Source organism: Devosia sp. LjRoot16, assembly GCF_964252795.1.
Taxonomy (GTDB): domain Bacteria; phylum Pseudomonadota; class Alphaproteobacteria; order Rhizobiales; family Devosiaceae; genus Devosia_A.
In genome coordinates this window covers 32,739-55,403 of sequence record NZ_CAXUPH020000007.1, presented here as the reverse complement: position 1 = coordinate 55,403, position 22,665 = coordinate 32,739, and the positions used below count along the sequence as shown (strand labels likewise).

The following is a 22,665-nucleotide window of genomic DNA, read 5'->3' as shown; positions in this document are numbered from 1 at the left end:
AAGAACTAATGGTCAAGGTCATCGCCTCGTCGCTGCGCAAGGGCAACGTCGTCGAGCACGACGACGGCAAGCTCTACATCGTGCTGGTCGCCGAGAACATCCATCCCGGCAAGGGCAACTCGGTGACCAAGGTCGACATGCGCCGCATCTCGGACGGCGTGAAGGTTGCCGCCAGCTGGCGCACCGTCGAAATGGTCGAGAAGGCCGACGTCGACGAGCGCGCCTACCAGTTCCTCTATAACGATGCCGAGGGCTTCCACTTCATGGAGCCCACCACCTACGAGCAGATCGCCGTCTCGGAAGACGTGGTCGGCGATCAGGCCGCCTACCTCACCGACGGCATGGAAGTTTACATCCGCACCTTCGACGGCGTGGCGCTGTCGATCGAACTGCCGCAGCGCGTCAGCCTCGAGATCGTCGAGACCGAGCCGGTGGTGAAGGGCCAGACCGCCTCCTCCTCGTTCAAGCCGGCGACCCTCAACAACGGCGTCAAGACCATGGTCCCGCCCCATATCGGCGTCGGCACCAAGGTGGTCGTCATGACCGCCGACGGCAGCTACGTCGAGCGCGCCAAGGACTGACCTTCGGCCGCAAAGCGGCAAAATCACTCCAGTGGAACGATTTTAGGAGGTCAGGCCCGAAGAGCTACGCTTGCAGGGCTGGGATGCTGACTATGCACTGATACAAAGCAATGGGGCACTCAGTGCCCCATTGCTTTGCGCACCTCCCTGAGGTCGGCGACGAACCGCTCGCGCTCCCGCTCTGCCTCCGCCCGATCCGGCATCCGCAGCAGGTAGGACGGGTGCACTGTCGCGAGCATCCGCGTTCCGTCGGCCAACTCGGTGACCCGGCCGCGCACCGAGCCCAGCGTCGTACTGCTGCCGGCAAGACTGGCGACCGCCGTCGCGCCCAGCGCCACGATCAGCTTCGGCTTGACGAATTCCCGCTCCAGATCGAGCCAGAATTTGCAGGCCTTCACCTCCCCCATATTGGGCCGCTGGTGCAGCCGCTTCTTGCCGCGCGGCACAAACTTGAAGTGCTTGACCGCATTGGTGACGTAAGCCCGCTCCCGGTCGATGCCGGCCTCCGTCATCGCCGCATCGAACACCTTGCCGGCCGGCCCGACGAAGGGTTTGCCCGCAAGGTCCTCCTGATCGCCCGGCTGCTCGCCGACGAACATCACCTCGGCATTATCAGGCCCCTCGCCGAACACCGGCTGCGTCGCCATCTCGTAGAGCGGGCAGCGCCGGCACTGGTCGATCGCTTGGCGGGCCGCGCCGAGCGAGGTGATCTCGACCTCGGGCACCTCGTCCTCGACCTGCCGCTCGGTCCGCCGCAGGTGTTTCGATGATGGGATGCTGGCCTGCCGCTCGATCATTTCCGCCTCCGCTGCCTTGGCGCCGCGTATCAGGGAAGGAATGAGTTCGGCCTCCGGCAGGTTGCGCCAGTATTTCACCGGCATTTCCGACTTCATCATCCGCACCTTGAGCCGCGCCGGGTTGAAGATCGAGGCGAAGTAACTCTTCCACACCCCCTCCATGGCATCCTCGGCAGGCACATCGGCCTTGTGCCCACCCGACCCGAACTCGAGGCTCTCGCCATCCCAGAATACCGAACGGTAGGGCGTGACGATCGCCCACATCATGCCGGTGAAGCGCCTGACAAAGAACGGCGCCACCCGCTCCAGCACGTAATGTTCCGGCTCGAACCAGGCGACGAACCGCTCGAGCCCGGAATCGTCGGCGATGGACTTGAACCGCACGAAGGCCTTGAGCTTGTGCGCATCGCGCCGCACTGCAGACACCCGCCGGTCGAGCCGGCCAACATCGGGGTCCGAGCGCGCCTCCATCAACGCCTTGTCCTTCTGCAGCCGCCACAGCAGCCGATAGAGCAGCGCGAAACGTTCGGGATCGCTGTGGCAGATCCCCGCCTCGGCCCAGTCGATGAAGCGCTGCGGCACCACCCCGACCTTGCGCTCGGTCACCTCTGCCGGCGCGTTCTCGGTGACGAACAGATCCTGCGGCGTCGAGGGATCGAGCCACACCACCTCGTCCGGTGGCACCGCGTCGAGCAACAGCCGTCGCGCTGCCGCCCGCCACTGGTCGAAATCGTTGAGCGCTTCGAGCCGCACCGAGCGCATCAGAACAACTCCAGCTGCTTTGGGGCCGGGGTCAGCTTCCCCCTGAGTTTGGCGTCATCGGTCAGCCCGCCCGGCGACCAATCGTCCGCTTCGACGAACGGCCGCAGCTTGTCGATCGATCCGGCCATCCGCGCCAGGTCGGCCAGCGTCAACCGGTGATGCCGCCGCGAGCTGAGGATGCGGTCGACCACCCTTACGCCGAGCCCCGGCACCCGCAGCAGGGTCTCCCGCGCCGCCCGGTTCACATCGACCGGAAACTGCCCGCGGTTACCCAGCGCCCAGGCGAGTTTTGGGTCGAGCTTCAGATCGAGCAGCCCGTCTTCGCCGCCCGAAACGATCTCGTCGACGTCGAAGCCATAGAACCGGATCAGCCAATCCGCCTGGTACAGCCGGTGCTCGCGCATCAGCGGCGGCGGCGCCAGCGGCAGTTTCGAGCTCGCATCGGGGATCGGCGAAAACGCCGAGTAGTAGACCCGCTTCAGCCCATAGCCCGAATAGAGCGCCGCGCTGCGCCCGAGTATGGTGGCATCCGTCGCCTGGTCGGCACCGACGATCAGCTGGGTCGATTGTCCGGCCGGCGCGAGCCTCGTGGGCTTGCGCTTGCCTTCGAGCTTGCCGTCCGGCCGACTTTCCTCGCGCTTTGCTTGGATATGCGCCATCGCCGTGCGGATGGCGCTCGGCTTCTTCTCCGGCGCCAGCGTCTCGAGGCTGACATCGGTCGGCAGCTCGATATTGGTCGAGAGCCGATCGGCGTGAAGACCGGCCTCCGCCAGCAGCTCCGGCGCGGCATTGGGGATCACCTTCAAATGGATGTAGCCGCCGAACCGATGCGTCTCGCGCAGCGTGCGCGCCACCCGCACCATCTCCTCCATGGTGTAGTCGGGTGAGCGGATGATGCCGGACGAGAGGAACAACCCCTCGATGTAATTGCGCTTGTAGAAATCGAGCGTCAGCCCGACCACTTCCTCGACCGAGAAGCGGGCCCGCTGCACGTTGGAGGACGAGCGGTTGACGCAATAGACGCAGTCATAGACGCAGAAATTGGTCAGCAGCACTTTCAGCAGCGAGATGCAGCGCCCGTCCGGCGCATAGGAGTGGCAGATGCCACTGCCCTCGGTCGAGCCGATGCCACCGGTCGCAAGGCTCGAGCGTTTCACCGTCCCGCTGGAGGCGCAGGACGCGTCGTATTTCGCCGCATCCGAGAGGATCGACAGCTTTCGCTGCAGGGTCAGCTGGGTCATCTGTTCACTTTATGTTCGCAACGGAGCTTGCCTCCGAGGCCTGCAGTGGAGCAACTCAAAAAGACATGTTCGGAAGTGATCGCGGAAACACCTCACGCGGCATCGTTCAGGATTGCTGGACAATGCGTCGGCGTCGGGCGGCTATCTCGCTGGTCCGAGACCGCCTATCTGGTTGTCACGAGCTTTCATCAGGAGGTCCACATGACCCTCGAACTCAAAGGCATTCACCACCTCACCGCCATTACCGCGGCGGCGCAGCGTAACGTCGAATTCTACACCCGCACGCTCGGACTGCGGCTGATCAAGAAGACCGTCAACCAGGACGATGTCAGCGCTTATCACCTGTTCTACGGCGACGCGATCGCCTCGCCCGGCGCCGACCTGACCTTCTTCGATTGGCCGGCCGCCCCGAACAAGCGCGGCAACCACGAAGTCTCCCGCACCGGGCTGCGCGTCCATTCGGAAGCCGATCTCAGCTGGTGGAAGGAACACCTCAAGGAAAAGGACATCGCCTCGGGCAACATCAAGGAGCGTGCCGGGCACCTCTCGCTCGACTTCGAGGACTTCGAGGGCCAGCGCTTCCGGCTGATCGCCGACCCCAAATCCGCCCCGGCCCACCCCTGGGCCGAAAGCCCGATCCCGAGTGAGCACCAGATCATCGGCCTTGGTCCGATCACCCTCGCCGTCCCCGATCTCCGCCGCTCCGAGCCGGTGCTGAGCAAGGTGATGAACCTGCGCGAAGTCCGCTCCTACCCGGCCCGCGAGAAGAACGGCGAAATCCACGTCTTCGAGATGGGGGAAGGCGGCGCCGCGGCCGAACTGCATGTCGAGGTGAACCCCGACCTGCCGCAGGCGCGCCAGGGCGCCGGCGGCGTGCACCATGTGGCCTTCCGTACCCCCAACAAGGAAGAGTTCGACGAGTGGGTGAAGCGCACGGCTGAGTTCGGCGTCCGCTCCAGCGGCGAAGTCGAGCGTTTCTACTTCAAGTCGCTCTACTTCCGTGAGCCCAACGGTATCCTGTTCGAGATCGCCACCGACGGCCCCGGCTTCACCGCCGACGAACCGCTCGAAACCCTCGGCCAGCGCCTTGCGCTCCCGCCGTTCCTCGAGGGACGTCGGGCGGAGATCGAAGCTGGGTTGAAGCCGCTATCATAATAGTTGTCTGAGCGCTCGCGGAGGATTGCCGACACCCGAGCCTTTCGCTACCTGTAGCGCTGACCGGGAAGCAGTGTGCGGTCTTGTACACTGCTTCGTCATGGCACAGTGTCACGGAGCTTCTATGCAGGACCCCAGAAAATCTGCCAAGCCGAAGTCTCGCCGGCCCCTCGCGCTCGCGGCAATTCCCGTTGCCGGGCTTTTGTTCTTGGGCAGTACCGTCACCAGCCAGGCGTTTTTCACGCCCGACGTCGTCGCGCAGATCGACCATTTCGTCGAGTGTTTCGGCTGGATGATCACCGACCCCGAGTTGCACCAGGCCAACTGCTCGCCGGCACGGAACTTCACGAACGAGTGGCTGGGATCGGGCAGTGGTAGCGGTAGTGGCGGCATCGTGATCGTCACGACGACGACCACCACCACCACAACGACAACATTCACCGGCACCGTGAATTAGGACGGGAACGGCCAGGGCGGCGATATCAACTAGGTCCGTGTGACGACCATCGAGCAACCGATCGCGGCGGCGCCGCCGCACTATGGCGGGGCGGTACCGTACCGGCACCTTGCGATGCTCGTGCTACTGGCGCTTGCCGGGATTGCGTTGAGAGGCGCCGTCTTTGCCGCCATCAAGGGTGGGACGGACGTCAGCGGCTATGTCCACGCGCTCTGCGTTTGGGACTGCGGCTGGTACAGAACCATTGCCGAGGGGGGCTACGACCTGGCGCCAGGGGTTCGACTCCGCCCCGGCGCCGCCAACTGGGCCTTCTTCCCGCTCTCGCCAACCCTTGCGGCTCTGCTCGGTCGCCTTACCGGGCTGTCGGCCGAATGGGCCGGCTTCATCGTTTCGAACACCGCGGCAATCCTCGCCGCTTTGGCGGCACGGCCCCTGTTCAACAGTGGCCGGGCCTATTGGCTGTTCGCTACCGGCCTCCTCGTCGGCCCTTTCTCCTTCCTGTTCTCGAGCCTCCATACCGAAGCGCTGTTCATTCTGATGACGACGCTGGCATTGCGCGCCCTCAGCAATTCGCGCTTTGTGGTTGCGGGATTGGCCACGGCCCTGCTGTCGGCCACACGGGTCACCGGTGTGCTGATGGTGTTCGCCATGCTGGCCAAGGCGGTCGAGGATCACCTTACCCAGGGCGGTCGCTGGCGTGACCTGCCGCTCGCCCTGATCGGCAATCCCCCGCTGCTCCTCGGCCTCGCACTCGCCCCGGCAGGGCTGTTCGCCTATATCGCCTGGCTGCAGTTCCAGGTCGGCGACGGACTGGCCTTCGTCCACATCCAGCGGGCTTGGGGAAGGGAACTCGTCAATCCACTGAGTTCCCTCGCCGTGCTGACCGAACTGCAATGGCCGATGACGCCGGCCGGCATGGTCGTTGCGAGCTGGGCGGCCGCCGCCGTCATCGGTCTGGTCCTCTGTGTCGTGTTGCTGTTCCAGCGCCGCGTGCCGGCGGCCATCTTTTGTGCGCTCTGCATCCTGGTGTCGCTGTCGGCCGGCCAGACCTCGCTGGTGCGCTTCGTTGCCGGCCTCGCCCCGCTCGGCTGGGCATTGTCGGCGCTGCTCGCACGCTGGACTCCCGCTTGGGTTCTCGGCTTCCTCGTCGCCATAGTCCTCGATGTCGTGCTCACCATCGGCTGGATCAACAGCTCCCTGTTCGTGATGTGATGCCGAGCAAGCGCAACCATTGGATGTACGGACTTTCCGGGGCGCTACTGCTAATCGAGGCGGCGATCTTCGCTGCAGCGCTCTTCCCCTCGGTCACGCCCGAATATCGTGCCTACTACCTCGATCGCAGTACCGACTGCTACCCGTTGCCGGTCAGCGGCGCCTACCGTCTGGGTGACCGGGTGTCGTTTGGCGCAGCATCCGAGGGGAAGCGGGTTGACCTTGCCCGGTGTGGCTGGCGCGACCCCGAGGCGCGCGGCTCCTGGTCGGATGGCAACCGCTCGATGCTGCGATTCGCCATCGCGCCGCCGCCCGCCGATCTCGTGCTCCAACTCAGCGTCCAACCCTATCTCGATGCCGAAACTCCGAGGCAACGCATCGAGGTCACGGCCAATGGCACGCCGCTTGAAACGTTCGAGCTGGTTGAGAAAAGCCCGGCCATTCACCGCATTAGCGTTCCCTCGGACATCGTCGGAACCACCGGCTGGCTCGACATCACCTTGAACTACCCCGATGCGCGGCCGCTCACCGCTGCTGGCTCGGGCACCCGATATTACGCCCTGTTCGTCCTCGACGTCGCATTGATGGGGGCGGTCGATTGACGCTCCGAGAGCGCCAACAGTCGAGCGCGGCTCCGACAGCAGCGGGGCCGCGCTCATAAGCGCCGTGGGGGGCAGCGGCGCTATCGCTTACCGCCTCAGCGGCAGTTGCGGTTGCCTTCCGGCGCCGTGCAAAGCGGCTCTTCCGTCTCCGGCGCCAGCGATTTCGCCATGTCGATCAGCTGCATGAACTCGGCGCGGTAGCCGTTTTCGTCCGTGCCGCGGGCGCCCTGGGCCAGCGACCGGATATCGGCCCAGCTCATCTCGCCATAGTTCGAACCCCTCAGCTTCTGCCCGAACGCGGCGACCGCCGCGGCGAAGCGCGAGTCCTCGGAGGCTTCGGCGAGGCTCGAAACCGCCTGGTCCTTGCCGATCGCCTGCTCGATCAGCTTGCTGGTCTCCTCGTCGGGCAGCTTGTAGCGCATCTTGAGGAAACCGATCTCGCCATTGCCGGCCGTTTCGGCCGTGGCGTCGGTGCTGTAGCGCAGGGGGTCGTTCAGTTCGGCGCCCGAGCCGACCGGGGTGATCTCGTAGAGCGCGGTGACGGTGGTGCCCGCCCCGATCTCGCCGGCATCGACCTTGTCGTTGTTGAAGTCCTCGCGGTTCAGCGCCCGGGTCTCGTAGCCGATCAGCCGGTACTCGCTGACCACCGCCGGGTTGAACTCGACCTGGATCTTCACGTCCTTGGCGATGGTTTCGAGCGTGCCGCCGGCATCCTCGACCAGCACCTTCTGGGCTTCCTTGAAGCTGTCGATGTAGCTGGCATTGCCGTTGCCGTTCTGCGCCAGCGCCTGCATCGTATCGTCGCCCAGGTTCCCCTGGCCAAAGCCGAGCACCGACAGGAACACCCCGCCGTCGCGCTTGGATTTGATGTAGGTCTTCAGGTCTTCCGGATCGTCGATCCCGACATTGAAATCGCCGTCGGTGGCGAGGATCACCCGGTTGACGCCATCGGCAACCTTGTTCTGCTCGGCCAGCCGATAGGCGAGTTCGATGCCTTCGGCGCCGGCAGTCGAGCCACCGGCCGAGAGGTTCTCCAAGGCGCCGATGATCTTGGCCTTGTCGGTCGCCTTGGTCGGCTCCAGTACCACGCCGGCCGAACCGGCATAGGCAACGATCGAGATGGTGTCGTTGGCCCCGAGCTGATCGACCAGCAGCGCAAACGCCCGCTTCAGCAGCGGCAGCTTGTCCGGCTCATCCATCGACCCCGAAGTGTCGATCAGGAACACCAGGTTCGACGCCTTGTCCTCGGTCACCGCGGGGACATAACCCTTGATACCGATCTGGACGATCTGCGTCTTGCCGTTCCACGGCGTCGGATAGACCGAGACCGTCGGCTTGAACGGCGTCGAAGCGTCTGATGGCGCCGGGTAATTGTAGTTGAAGTAGTTGATCAGCTCTTCGAGCCTGACCGCATCGGGCTCCGGCACCCAGCCCTCGGTCAGCGAGCGCCGCACATAGGCATAGGAAGCCGTATCGACGTCGATCGAGAAGGTCGAGACCGGATCGGTCTTCACCAGCTTGAGCGGCGATTCGGTGAACTTCGAGAACTCGTCGCCGCTCGGCTCAGTCGGCTTTGCCATCGTCGCATCGGCAGGCGCCGGCGCAGCCATAAAAGCTTCCGTTTGAGCCACGCCAGGGGCGGCCATCTGCTTGGGCGCTGCCATCCGCATCTCGACCGTCGGCGCCACCGGCATCACCGGTGGGACCGCATCCACCGCCATGCTGTTCTGCGGGGCGACTTCGTCACCCAGCATCAGGCTATCCTGACGCATCACGTCGGCCTCGCCGTCCGGCGCAGCGGCCGCGAGGTTCGAGGTGCTGGCATCTGCCCCGACCGTAGCCGGAGCTTCCTGCGCCGTGGTCGCGGCTGCGGTAGTGCCGGCCGCTTCGGTCTTCAGTTCGTCGGCGCGGCCGAGTTCCATCGGCGCCGGTTCGGGCTGCGCCACCGGCTCTGGTTCGACCATCGCCATCGGCTGGTCTGCATCTTTGCTGCTGACCGCAACTGGCGGCACGCCGATCGGGGTGATCGCGGTGCTGTTGTAAAGCTGGTAGCCGAGCGGCAGCAGCAGCAGTGCGACAGCTGCGGTGCCGAGGCCGTAAGTGAGACGGTTATCCATGATCCAGGTCCCTTTCGCATTGGCGAAGATGGACCTGAGACGCTGGGTGATCGGATTTCCTTGGGTAGCTTTTTTCGCGTTCGCCTGTTCGGCATCGAAAGCCAACATGGCGGCATCGAGCGCGCGGCGGCGCGCCGCCTCGGAAGGGGCCGGGGGTTGCGCCTGCTGCAGCGCGTTGAGCTTGTCGTCGTCGTGGTTGCTCATAGGAGCCCCCTCAGGGTCTTTTTGGCTTCGTGGATGTGCCAGGAGACGGTTGCCTCCTTGCACCCCATGATCACGCCGGCTTCGGCGTGGCTCATCCCCTCCGCGTAAATCAGCAGCACTGCATCCCGTTGCTGTTCGGGAAGTCTGCGTACTGCGGTCCACAGCTCCTTACTGGTCGCTGCGTCTTCCTGCTCGGGCAGGTATTCATCCGGCGTCACCTCGGCATAGCGGTCGGCATTGTGCCCGCGCCGGCTGCGCGCCCGCTGCATGTCGCGCACCGCATTGAGGGTAACGCGATAGAGCCAGCTGGTGAATGCGGAGCGCCCGTCGAAACTCTTGAGGATCGAGGCGAGCTTGATGCACACATCCTGCGCCACATCCTCGGCATCCGACACCTTGCCGCACCATTTGCACGCCGTGCGGAAGATGAAATCGTAGTGCCGTTCGACCAGCTCGCCAAACGCACGCCGATCGCCACCGACCGCCCGCGCGATCAGCGTTTCATCGGCCGTTGGGGCGTCGAGCACCCCACTATTGCTGAATTCAGGCGTCAAGGACCGTAGCACCTATGTGAGCTTTCAGCCGGTGTTCTAGGACTGAGACGATGAACGACGACTGATCCTTGGGGTAGTGGTGAAGATTTTTCTTGCGAAGTTCGGAGCGTGTGGCCACCCCCACCCTTAATCCCTCCCCACAAGGGGGAGGGAGAAGCTTGAACCGAGACGGTGCAGCTATCGCCTCCTTCCCCCTTGTGGGGAGGGTAGCGCAGCTTGGCGAAGCCGTAGCGAAGCTAGGGTGGGGTGGCCACACGCGCTACCACCCGCAGCCACACGCCGCACCTGCTGCACTTGCGACGAGGGCATCGGAGGGCTAACCCATTCTCATGTCCGAAGATCCGAAAAAGCCCGATAGCCCGTTCCGCCTCAACCGCAGCCGCATCCTGTTGCTGCTGCTCGGGGCGCTGCTCTTGACCTACATCATCTCGGCCATGCTCGGCGGGCTCGGCAACTACCAGATGCTCAAGGAGTCGGCGACGCAGCCGGCTAGCGAAACCACCAGCACCACGCCGTCGCCCTGACAATCGACCGGCGTCATCCCCGCGAAGGCGGGGACCCAGCGCCCCACGCACCATCAGTGCAACTAGGCTCCCGCCTTCGCGGGAATGACGGCAGCGCGAGGTCTAGGCTACCAGCGCCGTCGGCACCGCTTCGGCGATGAAACCGCCGCCCAGTACTTCGCTGGTCCCGCTCTCATCGGCATAGAACACGCAGGCCTGCCCGGGCGAGATGCCGTATTCGCCGGCAAACAGCGTGACGAACACCTCGCCATCGGCCATGTGCACGGCGCCTGACTGTGGCGGCCGGGTCGAGCGCACCTTCACTTCGATCGGCATGCCATTGCCGGCCGCCAGCGAGGCGAGTTGGCGCTCGCCGAGCCAGTTCACGTCGCGCAGCCGCACCGTCTTGGTCATCAGCGCTTCACGCGGGCCGACGATGACCCGGCCGGTACGGTGCTCGAGCTTGACCACGTAGAGCGGCTCGCCTGCCGCGACGCCGAGACCCTTGCGCTGGCCGATGGTGTAATTGACGATCCCCTCGTGCTTGCCCAGCACGCGCCCGTCGAGATGGACGATCTCCCCCTCGGCCAGCGCTTCGGGGTGCATCTTGCGGATCACGTCGGCATACTTGCCCTGCGGCACGAAGCAGATGTCCTGGCTGTCGTGCTTTTCGGCGATCTCCAGCCCGAACTCACGCGCCAGCTCGCGCACCGCCGGCTTGGTCATGCCGCCGAGCGGGAAGCGCAGGAAATCCAGCTGCTGTTCGGTAGTGGCGAACAGGAAATAGCTCTGGTCGCGCGAGTCATCGACCGGCCGGAACAGCCGGCGCTTGCCGTCAACGAGCTTCGATTGCACGTAGTGCCCGGTCGCCAGCACGTCGGCGCCGAGGTCCCTGGCCACTTCCATCAGGTCGACGAACTTGACGCTCTGGTTGCAGGCGATGCACGGCACCGGCGTCTCGCCCTGCCGATAGGCATTGGCGAACGGCTCCATCACCGAGTTCTTGAAGCGCTCTTCATAGTCGAGCACGTAGTGCGGGATATTGAGCGCCTGCGCCACGCGCCGCGCATCGTGGATATCCTGGCCGGCGCAGCAGGCGCCCTTGCGGTGCGTCGCTTCGCCATGGTCGTAAAGCTGCAGGGTCACCCCCACCACATCGTAGCCCTGGCGGGCCAGGAGCCCGGCGACCACGGAACTATCGACGCCCCCCGACATCGCGACCACGACGCGCGTGTCCTCGGGACGCTTGGGCAGATCAAGCGAATTCAGGTCCATATCTCTCATCCAGAAGGGTTCAAGGTCCGACGGATCGGGCGCGGTATAGTCGTTCTCACGGGCGGTGTCACGTGCCTCGGATCCGGTGCGCGTTGACCCCCACCCCTATCCCCTCCCCCTCAAACAGGGGGAGGGAGACCCTCACACCGACATCGAGGCGATCGTCTCCCTCCCCCTCCTTCAGGGGGAGGGGACAGGGGTGGGGGTCAGCCCGCACCGGCCGGGCGATTACCCGGCAAATTCTGCCGCCACCGGCGCAAACTGCCGCTGTTGCTTCCGGGCGACCAGGGCCAACCCATTGAGATTGCTTGCTTCACCATCCGGCACGCGCCTTGCATCACCCTTAGTGGAGCATTGTTTCCCGCGAGGCGTTTGTGACGGTTACGGTTGGATTTGCGGCGGCGGCAACTCCCGGTTTGATCACCGGGGGTGACACGGCTGCGCCGGAGGAAGCGGCGCCCGATGGCCTGTTCGCAGCGCTGCTGGCGCTGCTCGTCCCACAACCCACGCCCGAAAGCGAAACCCCAGCCACTGCTCTTGCCGAGACGGCCGTCCCGCGCCAGGCGGCCGTGCTGCCCGAGACGGCCACGGTAACGCCGCTGATCGCCATCAACGACCGGCCTCCGATGCAGACCGAGCAGGGAAAATCGCTGCTGAAGACACTCAGCGACGCCCTGATCGCCATCAACGACGCGCTCGACGCCGGCAAGCCTGTCGATCCGGCGCTCCACAACAAGCTCAGCGACGCCCTCGATGCCGTCGCCGTCTATCTCGGCACCTTCGCGCCGCCCGCCCCGCAGATCGATCCCAGGATCACTGCGCTCGCCAGCGGCGACGGCGTCATTCCGAGCGTGGTGGACACCGCCCCTGCCCCTGCCCCTGCCCCCGCGACGCCTCCGGCGGCAGCGGCTCCCGCGACTGATGTCCCCGAGACTGCCGCGACTTCGGGCACGACCCAGCCGGCGTCGCCCACAACCCAGCCGGCGCCTGACGCAAACCTTCCCGAACTGCCCGAAACCTTTGCCAAGCTGGTGGCCGATGTCGCCCCGGATGCCGCTGCGCCCGAAACCGCCGGTCCCGAAGCCACGACTCCCGAGCCCACCCCTTCCAGCGGCGCGACGACGCTCGAGCAAGCCCCGCCGGCTCTCCGCCAGCTCGGCCTCTATATCGGCAAGCTCAGCGAGAAACTGGCGGCCCAGGATCCTGATCTGGCAAAGAAGCTCGACGCCCTCGCCACCACGCTGAAATCCGGAACACTGCCCGAGGACCTGAAGGCCGCGCTCGGTCTCGACCAGGCGGTCACCGAGCGTGAATTGAAGCGCATCATCGAAGCGCTCGCGACGCCCAAGCCCGACGCCGCCAAGCCAGTCGCAGCAAAGCCCTTCACCGCACCGACGCTCGAGCTGCCACAGGCCGTCACCGCGCCAACCAAGCAGGCCGAACCCGCGACCACCGTCGCGGCGGCCCCTGAGCCGGCGCCCACGCCAAAGCTCGAAGCCAGCGAACCCGAGATCGCCCGGCCGGTCACCGCCGCGACCACCCCGAAAACCGAAAAGCCGGAAGCGGGCGACAGCAAGCCGGCGGCCGCCCCGGCGCAGGCCTCGCAGCCGCAATCGACGCCTGTCGACGCCGCGGCCGCCAATACACCGGCCACCCAGCCCGCCGCGGTCCCCGTCGCCCGCGCCGTGCACGCCGCCTACCAGACGCCGCTGCAGCAGGTGAATCTGCCGCAGGTGGCCTTCGAGGTGGTGCGCCAGTTCGAGGCCGGCAACACCCGCTTCCAGATCCGCCTCGATCCGCCCGAGCTCGGTCGCATCGACGTGAAGCTCGACGTGGACAAGTCCGGCGCCGTCAATGCCCGGCTCACCGTGGAGCGCCCGGAAACGCTCGACCTGATGCAGCGCGATCAGCGCGCCCTGCAGCAGGCGCTGCAGCAGGCCGGGCTCGATGGGTCGAAAACCAACCTCGAATTCTCGCTGCGCCAGAACCCCTTCGCCCAGCAGGGCGGCATGGGCGACGGCCGCGGCGACCACCAGAGCTTCAATGGCCGCGGCGACAGCTTTGCCGGCGGCGACGACGTTGGCGCGGAAACCGCCACCACCACCTATCGCGGCACGGCTTCGGCCAGTGGCCTCAATCTCTTCGTCTAGAGCGATGTCGCTCTAGTCTTTTCTGTCTTGGGGTCAGGAGAGTCTGCCCCCTCTAGGGAGCCACAGATGGCCGTAACCGGTGTCAGCTCGAACAATAACAGTGCCCTGACCGGCACCCGCCAGACCATCGCGCAGAACTTCGATACCTTCCTGCAACTGTTGACCACGCAGCTGAAGAACCAGAACCCGCTCGATCCGCTCGACACCAACCAGTTCACCCAGCAGCTGGTGCAGTTCACCGGCGTCGAGCAGCAGCTGAAGACCAACGAATTCCTCGAGGCGATGATGACCTCGACGCAGACCGCCAACAATTCCCAGGCGGTGAGCTATGTCGGCAAGATCGTCACTGCCTCGGGCGTCAAGACGGAACTGCTGAAGGGCGAGGCCAAGTGGCACTTCGCCGTCGACAGCAAAGCCGACATCGTCGCCACCGTGAAGGATGCGAAGGGCAACGTCGTCTACACCAAGGCCGGCACGGTCGATAAGGGCGAGAGCGTCTTCACGTGGGATGGCATCGGCAATGACGGCCAGAAAAAGCCGGAGGGCACCTACTCGGTCAGCATCGAAGCCCGCGACACCGCCACCGGCAAACTGGTTGGCGTCGCCACCGAAATGACCGGCGAAGTCACCGGCATCGACTTCTCCGGCTCCGAGCCGGTGCTCATTGTCGGCGGCGCCCGCGTCAACCTCTCCGCCATCCTCTCGGTCCGTGCCAAGACGGCGGCCGACGAGCCGAAGGATGAGGAGACCGCGGTTTAAGGCCATCGGGCTGCAAGACGAGATGGATCAGGAGTTAGGCACCGAGCTGCCCCAACCACCGGCTGTCATCCCAGCGAAAGCTGGGACCCAACTATCGGCTGGCGCGGGGGGCGAGATGGGTCCCAGCTTTCGCTGGGATGACACCGGGTTGGAGGTGCTGCCAGTGGGCCACCGGCGAGCCTGGGGCCGAGACAGGTGAGGGTCGCTCCCCCTACTCCCCAAACCCCGTCGGCAACCCATCCATGCTGAGCATGTTCTTTTCCTGCCAGTAGGCCTCGAGCCCGTCCTGCCCCTTGGCTTCGGCCCAGCGATCCATGGTGTCGCGCTCGCCTTCATAGCTCATCAACGGCACGCCGTAGCCGCATGAGGTCTTGACCAGGTCGAAATCCAGCCAGGTGATCTGCCGGGCGCCGAGTGGCTCGGTGTCGGCGAACTGCTCGTGCAGCAGCCGGGCGTACTCGTCGCCGCCGCGCCCGATGATGCGGCCGCGGCCATAAAGCCTGAGGATCAACGGCGGCCCTTCGACGGCGCAGAACATGATGGTCATCCGCCCGTCGGCCTTGAGGTGCGCGGCGGTTTCGTTGCCGCTGCCGGTGCGGTCGAGATAGCAGGCGGCATTGTCGCCCATCACCCGGAACATGTCGGTCGAGCGCGGCGAGATGTTGATGCGTGTTCCCACCGCTGCCGAGGCGGTGAAAAAGAAGTGCTGCCGGCTGATGAAGTCACGGTGATGCGCTGATAGCGCGGGGAAATCCTTGGCCATGGCGAGCCCCCTTTCATGGCAGCCGATAACGACAAATAGAGACGCATTCCATGCAACTTGCGACCAAGCCTTGTCGCTGGAATCGGTCGCGCTTAGCTCCTGCAATTGTTAATACCGAGACATCCCGAGAGCCCCGGCTTTTAACGCATTTTAAGTAATGCCTTAGCCGAATTTTAAGTGCGATGGGCTACGGTTCGGGATGTGGTCAGGTTGAGTAAGTGAGTACAATGACCGTACAAATGCGTCCGCGTGTAAAGTACGTGATCGGCCCGGATGGAAGTCCGTTGACGATTGCGGATCTGCCTCCCAGGGACACCCGTCGCTGGGTTATCCGCCGCAAGGCTGAGGTTGTCGCCGCCGTTCGCGGTGGATTGTTGAGCCTCGAGGAAGCCTGTCAGCGTTACACGCTTTCCGTCGACGAATTCCTGAACTGGCAGGCCGCCATCGACAAGCATGGCCTTGCTGGTCTGCGCACGACCTGGATCCAGCACTACCGCGAAGGCTGAGACCTTCCGGAGCTGACGACCAACCCGCCCGGGCAGCCGAGGCGGGTTTTGTCGTTTGTGGCTTCACACTATCAGTCGGTGCCTTCTCCCCTTGTGGGAGAAGGTGCCCGAAGGGCGGATGAGGGGTTCGCGAAACGAAGTGCAGCGCGATCGGAGCGCAAGCGACGAGCGACACGGTACGCGGAGAGATACCCCTCATCCGGCCTTCGGCCACCTTCTCCCACAAGCGGAGAAGGCGATCCCCCGCCGCTACGGGTGCCTCGTCAAGGCGTCGCCTCACCCAGATACTTCTGCCCGGCCTCGGTCGCCTTGAGCCGCTGGTAGTGTTCCGTCACCGCCGGCAGTTCCGGCCGGTCGAACGGGGTCGAGAACCAGCGGTGTGAAGACAGCGCCAGCGCCAGATCCGCCAGGCTGAGCCGCCCGTTGGCGACATAGCCGCCGCCCTCGGCGAGCCGCGCCTCTGCCATCCGCATGTTGGCCGACCACTTGTCCACCGACTGCGCGATCCGCTCCGGATCGTCAAAGGCCAGGTTTTTGGCGAGGAACGCCGTCACTGCGTAGAGCCACGAAGGCAGGAGCTCCGTCGCCTGCCAGGTGAGCCACTGGTCGACCAACGCCCGCTGCCGCACCTCCTCGGGCCACAGGTCGCTGCCGGATTTCTGCGCGAGATAACGCATGATGGCGCTGCTCTCCCACATGACGAACCCATCGTCGATGATCACCGGCACCGTGGCATTAGGATTGAGCGCAAGGAACTCCGGCACCCTGGGGTCGCGATGCGGCATACCCCAGATCTCGTGCTCGTAGTCGATGCCGCAGAGGTCGGCCGTCCACAGCACCTTGCGGACATTGCTCGAGCTCGCCCGACCGAGGACCTTGAGCCGCGTCACGGCGTGTCGGCGCTCATATACTTCTGCCCTTCCGCCGTCGCCTTCAACCGCTCGTAATGCTCAGTCACGGCCGGCAGCTCGGGCTTGTCGAACGGGGTCGAGAACCAGCGGTGGGTCGAGACGGCGAGCCCTATATCGGCGATGGATAGCCGACCATTGGCGGCAAAGCCTCCGCCCGCCGTAAGCTGCGCCTCGAGGATCTGCATCCTCGCCGTCCAGTTGCGGATCGAATCGGCGATGCGGGTCTCGTCGGTATAGGCCGGGTTCTTGCGCATCAGCGCATAGACCGCATAACCCCATTGCGCGTTGAGCTCGGCCACCTGCCAGGTCAGCCACTGGTCGACCAGCCCGCGCTCCTTCACCGCCACCGGCCACAATCCACTGCGGCGCGATTCCGACAGGTAGCGCATGATGGCGTTGCTCTCCCACAAGACGAACCCGTCGTCGATGATCACCGGCACCTGCGCATTGGGGTTGAGCTTGAGGAATTCCGGCGCCCTGGGGTCGCGATGCGGCATCCCCCAGATCTCGACCTCATAGCCGATGCCGATCAGGTCGCAGGTCCACATGACCTTGCGCACATTGATCGAGGTCACCCGACCCAGGATGCTCAGCGTTCCCATACTCACGTCTCCTTAACCTCACCCGGCAAAGCTTGCCGCCTTTTTGCATTCTGCAACCGCCGGTTAATCACTTGTTTACCATCCACTGGGTAATTTTTGCCTATGGGCTCGGTGCGTTTGCGCGCACCCAAGAATAACAAGGGTACGGTCCGCGTGGACGGGTTGCTGCAGTTCTTCAACCGCCTCGGTTTGGCGCGCGTCGCCGCCATGGCCGTTATCGCCGTGCTGATGCTGGGGTTCTTTGCCTTCCTCATCATGCGCGCCTCGACGCCGCCGCTGGCGCCGCTCTATTCCGGGCTCTCCTTCGAGGATTCGGCGGCCATCGTCTCCGAACTCCAGACCCAGAACGTCAACTACGAAATCCGGGGCGAAGGCGACACCATATTGGTGCCGCGCGACCAGATCACCCAGATTCGCATGTCGCTGGCGCAGAACGGCCTGCCCAACAAGGGCCAGGTCGGCTACGAGATCTTCGACCAGCAGTCGACGCTGGGCGCCACCAGCTTCGTCCAGAATATCAACAACGTCCGGGCGCTCGAAGGCGAACTCGCCCGCACCATCTCGTCGCTGGCCCGCATCAAGAGCGCCCGCGTCCATCTCGTCCTGCCCGAACGCGCCCTGTTCAGCCGCGAGCAGAAGGACCCCACCGCCTCGATCGTGCTGTCGGTGCGCGGCGAACTCTCGGCCGGTGAAATCCGCGCCATCCAGCATCTCGCCGCCTCCGCCATCGAGGGCCTGACCCCGGCGCGCGTCTCGGTGGTCGACGATACGGGGCGCCTGCTCGCCTCCGGTGCCGGCAACGGCCCCGAGGATGTCATCGCTGGCGAGACCGAGGAGCGTACCCTCAATGTCGAGAATCGCCTGCGCAGCCGCGTCGAAGACCTGCTCGCCAATATCGTCGGCTCCGGCCGCGCCCGGGTGCAGGTTTCGGCCGAGCTCGACCTCAACCGGCTGAGCAAGACCTCTGAGACGTTCGACCCGAACGGCCAGGTGATCCGCTCCACCCAGACCCGCGATCTCTCCAACACCGCCCAGAACGGCGATAGCGGCCAGGTCAGCGTCTCCAACGAACTGCCCGGCGCGTCGGCCAATTCCGGCAGCGGCAGCTCGACCATGGAGCAGGGCTCGACCACCGAAGAGACCACCAATTTCGAGATCTCCAAGGTCACCGAGACGGCGCTCACCGAAGCCGGCGGCATCAAGCGGTTGTCGATCGCCGTGGTGGTCGATGGCACCTATGTCGCCGACGCCACCGGCAACTCGGTCTATACCCCGCGCGCCCAGGCCGAGATCGACCAGATCACCTCGCTGGTGAAATCCGCCATCGGCTTCTCCGACGCCCGCGGCGATCAGGTGCAGGTCGCCAACCTGCAGTTTGCCGATCGCCCTGAACTCGCCGCCGCCGGCACCAGCGAGCCGGGCTTGCTCGACTTCACCCGCGACGACCTGATGAACGGCGCCGAGATGGCGGTGACCCTGTTGATCGCCCTGGCGCTGGTGTTCTTCGTGCTCCGCCCGCTGCTGAAGCGCGTGCTGGCCCCCGAGGGGAAGACTTTGGCCCTCCCCGCCAGCGCCGAGCTCGGCGGCGGCCCGGCCCATCACGGCCCGGGCGATTTCGGCTCCAACGCCATGGTTTCCTCGCTCCCCAACCTCAATGGCGGCAACTACGTCGAGGAAGACGAGCAGCCGCGCAAAGCCCGCGTTCCCGCCTGGATGAACAGCGCCAAGGCGATGGGCGAGACCCAGGCCAATACCTTGAAGACCGTCGGCGAACTGGTCGACGAAAACCCCAAGCAGGCCGCACTGATCGTGCGCGACTGGCTGGCGAGCGCCACGTGAGGATGAACTAGATGGCCGCCGCAGCCGCACTCGACCAGACCACCGACCAGGTGCTGAGCAAGCAACTGGTCGTCGGCGCCAACGCCAGCCAGCGCGCTCTCCTCGGTGATGAGAAGGCCGCCGTGCTGCTCCTGGCGCTCGGCCCGGATTTCGGCAAGCCGATCCTCGAAGAGCTCGACGAGATGGAAATCCGCCAGCTGTCGCGCGCCATGGTCAAGCTCGGGCCGATCACCCCGGATATGCTCGATTCGCTGCTCATCGAATTCGTCACCCGCGTCTCCTCCAACGGCACTATCGCCGGCAACTCCGACACCACCGAGCGCCTGCTGCTGAGCTTCTTGCCGCAGGATCGCGTCGACTCGATCATGGAAGAAATCCGCGGTCCGGCAGGCCGCAACATGTGGGAGAAACTGAGCAACGTTCAGGAGGATATTCTCGCCAGCTATCTGAAGAACGAGTACCCGCAGACCATCGCCGTGGTGCTCAGTAAGATCGCCACCGATCACTCCGGCAAGGTGCTCGCCGCCCTGCCCGAGGAGCTGGCGATGGAAGTGGTGCAGCGCATGCTGGCGCTCGATCCGGTGCAGAAGGAAATCCTCGAGAAGATCGAGACGACGCTGCGCACCGAGTTCATGTCGACCCTCAGCCACACCAAGCGCCGCGACAGCCATGAGCAGATGGCCGAGATCTTCAACTCGTTCGATCGCCAGACCGAGGCGCGCTTCATCACCACGCTGGAGGAACGCGACCGCGACGGCGCCGACCGCATCAAGGCGCTGATGTTCACCTTCGAGGATCTGGCCCGCCTCGAGCCCTCGGCGATCCAGACGCTGGTGCAGAAGATGGACAAGAAGGAACTCGGCCTGGCGTTGAAGGGCGCCAACGACACGGTCAAAGAGGTGTTCTTCGCCAATATGTCGGCCCGCGCCGGCAAGATGCTGAAGGACGACATGGAAGCCATGGGCCCGGTTCGCCTGAAGGATGTCGACGAGGCGCAGGGCCGCATGGTCGCCACCGCCAAGGACCTCGCCGCCAAGGGCGAGATCATCATCACCAAGGGCAAGGCCGATGAGGAGATGATCGGCTGATGAGCGCCGCGCCCGCCAAGTTCACCTTCGATCTCGATCTTGGCCGCCGCCAGGAGCACAACTCGCTGGTCACCGAGACCGCCATGGCGAGCCTGCTCGAGGAGGCCCGCCGCGAAGGCCGCGAGGCCGGCCTCGCCGAGGGCGAGCGCACCGCCGTCGCCAGGGCCGCCAAGGCCGAAGCTGCCGCCGCCGAAGCCCTCGCGGTGCGCGTCGCCGCCATGGCCGCCAGCATGGACGATGCGCGCAAGCAGACCATTGCCGAAGGCGTCGAGCTGTCGCTGTCGATTGCGAGGAAACTCGCTGGCGGCCTCATTGCCCGCGAGCCGACGGTCGAGATCGAGCAACTGGTGGCCGAGTGCATGGCAACGCTCGATGGCGTGCCGCACCTCGTCATCCGCTGCGACCCGGCGCTTGCCGACGCCGTCCGCGACATCGCTACAGCCAAGATGACCACCTCCGGCTTCACCGGCCGGCTGGTCGTCCTCGGCGACCCCGACATCGCCATCGGCGATGCCCGCATCGAGTGGGCCGATGGCGGCGTGGTCCGCGACATCAGGAAGCTCAGCGCCGAGATCGACGCCCGCATCGCCCAGTATTTCGCCGCACGCGGCATCCGACTTAACGAGGAGACCGAGCAATGAGCACCGGCGATACCGGGGTCACCTTCGAGGAAATGGCCGCTCCCGGCCGCGAGGGCTACACCCCGCCCGGCGAGAAGACCGCCGCCGACCTCGAGGCCGTATTCGACGTTCCCGTCCGCATCTCGGTGGTGCTCGGCCGCGCCAAGGTGCCGGTGGCGAGCCTGCTCAAGATGGATGTCGGCAGCGTCGTCGAGCTCGACCGCCAGGTCGGCGAAGCCGTCGAAATCTACGTCAATGATCGCCTCGTCGCCCGCGGCGAAATCGTCCTCGTCGAGAACCGTCTCGGCGTCACCATGACCGAAATCATCAAGGCAGCGTGATGCTCGGACGCGACACACTGCACCATCAGTCGGGCCTTCTCCCCTTGTGGGAGAAGGTGGGCGAAGCCCGGATGAGGGGTCCGCGGGCGAAGCCTGCGCGCTCGGAGCGAAGTGACGAGCGGCCGGTGTCGGCTGAACCAACCCCTCATCCGCCCTTCGGGCACCTTCTCCCACAAGGGGAGAAGGCATCAATCCGAGAGTTCGGAGACCAATAATGCGGCTTCTCATCGTCGGCGCCCTCGAAGGCCAGCTCACCACCGCCACCAAGCTCGCCATGGATGGCGGCGCCAAGGTGGCCCACGCCCCCTCGATCGAGATCGCGCTTGCGTCGCTGCGCGCCGGCCGCGGCGCCGACCTGCTGCTGGTCGACGTGATGATGGATATTGCCGGGTTGATCGCCGGGCTCGATGGCGAGCGTATCGTCATCCCGGTGGTCGCCTGCGGCACCGAGAGCAACGCCGCCGCCGCGGTGAACGCCATCCGCGCCGGCGCCAAGGAATATATCCCGCTGCCGCCCGACGCCGAGCTGATCGCCGCCGTCATCGCCGCCGTCGCCCGCGAATCCTCTGATTTCCTCTATCGCGACCCGGTGATGGCGCGCGTGGTGAAGCTCGCCGAGCAGGTCGCCCCGTCCGAAGCCTCGGTGCTGATCACCGGCGAGAGCGGCACCGGCAAGGAGGTGATGGCGAAATACCTCCACTCCCGTTCGAAGCGCGCCTCGCGTGCCTTCATCTCGATCAACTGCGCCGCCATCCCCGAGGCGCTGCTCGAAAGCGAGTTGTTCGGCCACGAGAAGGGCGCCTTTACCGGCGCTGTCGCGCGCCGCATCGGCAAGTTCGAGGAAGCTTCGGGCGGCACCCTGCTGCTCGACGAAATTTCCGAAATGGACGTGCGCCTGCAGGCCAAGCTCCTTCGCGCTATTCAGGAGCGGCTGATCGACCGTGTCGGCGGCACGAAGCCCGTGCCGGTCGATATCCGCATCATCGCCACCTCCAACCGCAACCTCAGCGAAGCGGTGAAGGACGGCAGTTTCCGCGAGGATCTGCTGTTCCGCCTCAACGTGGTGAACCTGAAACTCCCGGCCTTGCGCGAGCGCCCCGGCGATACCGCGGCGCTGGCCGAGCACTTCGTCGAGAAGTACGCCAAGGCCAACGGCCTCGGCCGCCGCGTCCTCTCGGCCGAAGCCCGCGACGCGCTGCTCCGCGCCCCCTGGCCGGGCAACGTGCGCGAGCTCGAAAATACCCTCCACCGCGCCGTGCTGCTGTCGGGTGGCGAGATCATCGGCCCCGACGCCATCTCGATGCCTGATGGCACCGGCCTCAGCGAGGTGGTCGCCATGGCCTCGGTCGCGACGCAGGCCGCCCAGACCGCCGAGACCATCTCGCGCGCCATGGTCGGCCGCACCGTCGCCGACGTCGAGCGCGACCTGATCCTCGATACCCTCGACCACGTGCTGGGCAACCGCACCCACGCCGCCAATATCCTCGGCATCTCGATCCGCACCCTGCGCAACAAGCTCAACCAATACGCCGACGAAGGCCTCGCCATCGCCGCGCCAGGCGAGCAGCGGAACTCGGCAGCGTGAGGGGCCATCGCTTGGCGCCCTCCCCCCTCCCATCCTCCCCC

The 22,665-nt window shown here is 65.4% G+C and carries 22 protein-coding genes; 14 read left to right on the top strand and 8 right to left on the bottom strand.

The window, feature by feature from the left end; translation table 11 throughout:
* Positions 1 to 8: 8 nt before the first annotated feature.
* Complete coding sequence (efp, locus tag ACSQ23_RS26815) at positions 9 to 581, top strand: elongation factor P (RefSeq protein ID WP_055999876.1); 573 nt, start codon at positions 9 to 11, stop codon at positions 579 to 581.
* Positions 582 to 700: 119 nt separating this feature from the next.
* On the opposite strand, the gene ACSQ23_RS26810 is transcribed toward efp, so the two are convergent.
* Positions 701 to 2,140 carry a UdgX family uracil-DNA binding protein gene (locus tag ACSQ23_RS26810; RefSeq protein WP_055999873.1) on the bottom strand — a complete coding sequence of 480 codons (1,440 nt, stop codon included), beginning with the start codon at positions 2,138 to 2,140 and terminating at the stop codon, positions 701 to 703.
* On the bottom strand, positions 2,140 to 3,381 hold the full coding sequence (locus ACSQ23_RS26805) for a putative DNA modification/repair radical SAM protein (protein ID WP_436092492.1): 1,242 nt from the start codon (positions 3,379 to 3,381) through the stop codon (positions 2,140 to 2,142). Before ACSQ23_RS26805 ends, ACSQ23_RS26810 begins: the two co-directional genes overlap by 1 nt.
* 201 nt (positions 3,382 to 3,582) lie before the next feature.
* Between ACSQ23_RS26805 and ACSQ23_RS26800 the strand changes: the two genes are divergently transcribed.
* The 4 genes from ACSQ23_RS26800 to ACSQ23_RS26785 all read left to right on the top strand — a co-directional run bounded on the left by ACSQ23_RS26800 (position 3,583) and on the right by ACSQ23_RS26785 (position 6,807).
* Positions 3,583 to 4,536, top strand: coding sequence for a ring-cleaving dioxygenase (locus ACSQ23_RS26800; RefSeq protein WP_436092491.1), 954 nt, complete (start codon positions 3,583 to 3,585; stop codon positions 4,534 to 4,536).
* 124 nt (positions 4,537 to 4,660) lie between these two features.
* Complete coding sequence (locus ACSQ23_RS26795; protein WP_436092490.1) at positions 4,661 to 4,993, top strand: hypothetical protein; 333 nt, start codon at positions 4,661 to 4,663, stop codon at positions 4,991 to 4,993.
* Between the two features lie 39 nt (positions 4,994 to 5,032).
* Positions 5,033 to 6,205 (top strand): hypothetical protein, encoded by a 1,173-nt coding sequence (locus ACSQ23_RS26790; RefSeq protein ID WP_436092489.1) that lies wholly within the window; start codon positions 5,033 to 5,035, stop codon positions 6,203 to 6,205.
* Positions 6,205 to 6,807 (top strand): hypothetical protein, encoded by a 603-nt coding sequence (locus ACSQ23_RS26785; RefSeq protein ID WP_436092488.1) that lies wholly within the window; start codon positions 6,205 to 6,207, stop codon positions 6,805 to 6,807. The genes ACSQ23_RS26790 and ACSQ23_RS26785 overlap by 1 nt, the downstream gene beginning before the upstream one ends.
* A gap of 95 nt (positions 6,808 to 6,902) precedes the next feature.
* Here the strand turns inward: ACSQ23_RS26785 and ACSQ23_RS26780 are convergent, their stop codons facing one another.
* The gene (locus ACSQ23_RS26780; protein ID WP_436092487.1) at positions 6,903 to 9,128 is read right to left on the bottom strand and encodes a vWA domain-containing protein; all 2,226 of its coding nucleotides are present in this window, start codon (positions 9,126 to 9,128) and stop codon (positions 6,903 to 6,905) included.
* Positions 9,125 to 9,655 (bottom strand): RNA polymerase sigma factor, encoded by a 531-nt coding sequence (locus tag ACSQ23_RS26775; RefSeq protein ID WP_436092486.1) that lies wholly within the window; start codon positions 9,653 to 9,655, stop codon positions 9,125 to 9,127. Before ACSQ23_RS26775 ends, ACSQ23_RS26780 begins: the two co-directional genes overlap by 4 nt.
* 356 nt (positions 9,656 to 10,011) lie before the next feature.
* Between ACSQ23_RS26775 and ACSQ23_RS26770 the strand changes: the two genes are divergently transcribed.
* Positions 10,012 to 10,206, top strand: coding sequence for a hypothetical protein (locus ACSQ23_RS26770; RefSeq protein WP_055999849.1), 195 nt, complete (start codon positions 10,012 to 10,014; stop codon positions 10,204 to 10,206).
* A gap of 102 nt (positions 10,207 to 10,308) precedes the next feature.
* On the opposite strand, the gene mnmA is transcribed toward ACSQ23_RS26770, so the two are convergent.
* Complete coding sequence (gene mnmA / locus ACSQ23_RS26765; RefSeq protein ID WP_436092485.1) at positions 10,309 to 11,460, bottom strand: tRNA 2-thiouridine(34) synthase MnmA; 1,152 nt, start codon at positions 11,458 to 11,460, stop codon at positions 10,309 to 10,311.
* A gap of 374 nt (positions 11,461 to 11,834) precedes the next feature.
* Between mnmA and ACSQ23_RS26760 the strand changes: the two genes are divergently transcribed.
* Positions 11,835 to 13,610, top strand: coding sequence for a flagellar hook-length control protein FliK (locus tag ACSQ23_RS26760; RefSeq protein ID WP_436092484.1), 1,776 nt, complete (start codon positions 11,835 to 11,837; stop codon positions 13,608 to 13,610).
* Between the two features lie 66 nt (positions 13,611 to 13,676).
* A complete protein-coding gene (locus ACSQ23_RS26755; RefSeq protein WP_055877473.1) occupies positions 13,677 to 14,369 on the top strand; it encodes a flagellar hook assembly protein FlgD in 693 nt (230 codons plus the stop codon).
* 211 nt (positions 14,370 to 14,580) lie between these two features.
* Here ACSQ23_RS26755 and ACSQ23_RS26750 read toward each other — a convergent pair whose 3' ends face one another.
* The gene (locus tag ACSQ23_RS26750) at positions 14,581 to 15,132 is read right to left on the bottom strand and encodes a pyridoxamine 5'-phosphate oxidase family protein (RefSeq protein ID WP_436092483.1); all 552 of its coding nucleotides are present in this window, start codon (positions 15,130 to 15,132) and stop codon (positions 14,581 to 14,583) included.
* Between the two features lie 227 nt (positions 15,133 to 15,359).
* Here ACSQ23_RS26750 and sciP point away from each other — a divergent pair, with 227 nt between their 5' ends.
* On the top strand, positions 15,360 to 15,638 hold the full coding sequence (gene sciP / locus ACSQ23_RS26745; RefSeq protein WP_055877479.1) for a CtrA inhibitor SciP: 279 nt from the start codon (positions 15,360 to 15,362) through the stop codon (positions 15,636 to 15,638).
* A 263-nt stretch (positions 15,639 to 15,901) separates the two neighbouring features.
* Here the strand turns inward: sciP and ACSQ23_RS26740 are convergent, their stop codons facing one another.
* Both ACSQ23_RS26740 and ACSQ23_RS26735 read right to left on the bottom strand, forming a co-directional pair.
* The gene (locus ACSQ23_RS26740; RefSeq protein WP_436092482.1) at positions 15,902 to 16,528 is read right to left on the bottom strand and encodes a glutathione S-transferase family protein; all 627 of its coding nucleotides are present in this window, start codon (positions 16,526 to 16,528) and stop codon (positions 15,902 to 15,904) included.
* Positions 16,525 to 17,151, bottom strand: a complete 627-nt coding sequence (locus ACSQ23_RS26735; RefSeq protein WP_436092481.1) for a glutathione S-transferase family protein — start codon at positions 17,149 to 17,151, stop codon at positions 16,525 to 16,527. Before ACSQ23_RS26735 ends, ACSQ23_RS26740 begins: the two co-directional genes overlap by 4 nt.
* A gap of 153 nt (positions 17,152 to 17,304) precedes the next feature.
* On the opposite strand from ACSQ23_RS26735, the gene fliF reads away from it, so the two are divergent.
* The 5 genes from fliF to flbD all read left to right on the top strand — a co-directional run bounded on the left by fliF (position 17,305) and on the right by flbD (position 22,624).
* Positions 17,305 to 18,990 (top strand): flagellar basal-body MS-ring/collar protein FliF, encoded by a 1,686-nt coding sequence (fliF, locus tag ACSQ23_RS26730; protein WP_055877557.1) that lies wholly within the window; start codon positions 17,305 to 17,307, stop codon positions 18,988 to 18,990.
* A gap of 11 nt (positions 18,991 to 19,001) precedes the next feature.
* Positions 19,002 to 20,078, top strand: coding sequence for a flagellar motor switch protein FliG (fliG, locus tag ACSQ23_RS26725; protein ID WP_055877489.1), 1,077 nt, complete (start codon positions 19,002 to 19,004; stop codon positions 20,076 to 20,078).
* The gene (gene fliH / locus ACSQ23_RS26720) at positions 20,078 to 20,719 is read left to right on the top strand and encodes a FliH/SctL family protein (protein WP_436092480.1); all 642 of its coding nucleotides are present in this window, start codon (positions 20,078 to 20,080) and stop codon (positions 20,717 to 20,719) included. The genes fliG and fliH overlap by 1 nt, the downstream gene beginning before the upstream one ends.
* Positions 20,716 to 21,039, top strand: coding sequence for a flagellar motor switch protein FliN (gene fliN / locus ACSQ23_RS26715; RefSeq protein ID WP_055999828.1), 324 nt, complete (start codon positions 20,716 to 20,718; stop codon positions 21,037 to 21,039). Before fliH ends, fliN begins: the two co-directional genes overlap by 4 nt.
* A gap of 214 nt (positions 21,040 to 21,253) precedes the next feature.
* Positions 21,254 to 22,624, top strand: a complete 1,371-nt coding sequence (gene flbD, locus ACSQ23_RS26710; RefSeq protein ID WP_055999825.1) for a sigma-54-dependent transcriptional regulator FlbD — start codon at positions 21,254 to 21,256, stop codon at positions 22,622 to 22,624.
* Positions 22,625 to 22,665: the final 41 nt, after the last annotated feature.